The sequence below is a fragment of the Arthrobacter sp. B0427-1-12 genome (assembly GCF_059092905.1).
This window is the reverse complement of the sequence record NZ_JBNHIC010000159.1, coordinates 1-1,123: the sequence shown is the minus strand read 5'-3', so window position 1 is coordinate 1,123 and position 1,123 is coordinate 1. Positions and strand designations below refer to the sequence as shown.

The 1,123-nt window shown below is 68.0% G+C and carries 1 protein-coding gene; it reads right to left on the bottom strand.

Going from position 1 to position 1,123, the window contains the following annotated elements; translation table 11 throughout:
* Positions 1 to 16: 16 nt before the first annotated feature.
* Positions 17 to 1,066: a restriction endonuclease gene (locus tag AC5RWU_RS24315; protein WP_493986734.1), complete on the bottom strand. Its 1,050-nt coding sequence runs from the start codon at positions 1,064 to 1,066 to the stop codon at positions 17 to 19.
* Positions 1,067 to 1,123 lie beyond the last annotated feature (57 nt).

Here is a 1,123-nt window from a genome sequence, read left to right as displayed (position 1 = left end):
TTTCGGGGCGGGAGGCTTAGCCTGCCTCTTCATCGAGCACCCAGGCCCGCTTCAGCGGCAGAGCCGCCCGGGTTTCATCAGGCAGCCGGTCATACACGCGGAACAGGTGCTCCAGGACGTCATCGGACTCCCAGACCCGGATCGAGGTCCGTTCCGTGCGGATCGCGGTCTTGGCCTGGCGGTTCAGGCCGGCCCAGGCAACCAGCAACGCCTGGTCGGCCTTGTTCGAAGTCATGGCCCCCTGCAGACCCCGCACGACCGGGGCCCCGATCTCGGAGGCCTCCGATTTCACCTCGACGATCAGGGTCGGCGGATCCAGACCGAGCGGACCCCGCCCGGCGATGATGTCGACACCGAAGTCCGGGCCCTCCGGGGACACGTCACACACATAGCCTTCGGCCCGCAGAATGTCAGCGATCAGGAGGGTGAGCTTGTGCTGCCCGAAATTCTCGATCAGGTAGGTGCGCACCCGGTCGCTGATCGCCTCCGGTGTGGGCACCGGGATGGGGTCCACGATGGTGGCGGCTTCCCCGGCTGTGTCCGGTGCCGCGGATGCCGGCAGTACACCGTTCCGCCCCGGGTCGGTGCCGTGCTCCAGGACGGCCCGCAGCCGCGCCTCGGCGTCGTTTTTGGTGGCCTGGAAAACCGTCATGGCTCCGTTGAGGGTGTGGAGCAGGTCATCCTTGATGCCGGCCCGGGAGACGTCGGTGCGGCGCCAGTCCACGGTGATGGTGTGCCGCCTGTCCATGTCGGGCTCCCCGCCCCGGTAGGTGTAGCCTCCCGTGCAGATGCCCAGAGCCAGCTTCTTCGTCGTCTTCAGGGGCAGCACGATCAGATCGCCCGGCGCGATGGTGTTGCGAAGGGCCCAGAGCTGGCCGGTGAAGTCGGCCTGGCTGGCGACCGAGGCTCGGGGGAAGCTGCGTTTCACCGCTTCACGGACCTGCTCCCGCGTGCCGGCTGCCGTCAGGTCGCCGACCTCATGGAACCCGCCGCTGGCCAGCCCGTTCATCAGGCACCAGTCGTCCCTCTCGCCCCGCTTGCCGGCCCGCACGATCCATGCGCCCACCTGATGCGTCCTTCCCGACAGGTTGAAACCGTTCCGAGCCCATTCTGCCCGCAAGGA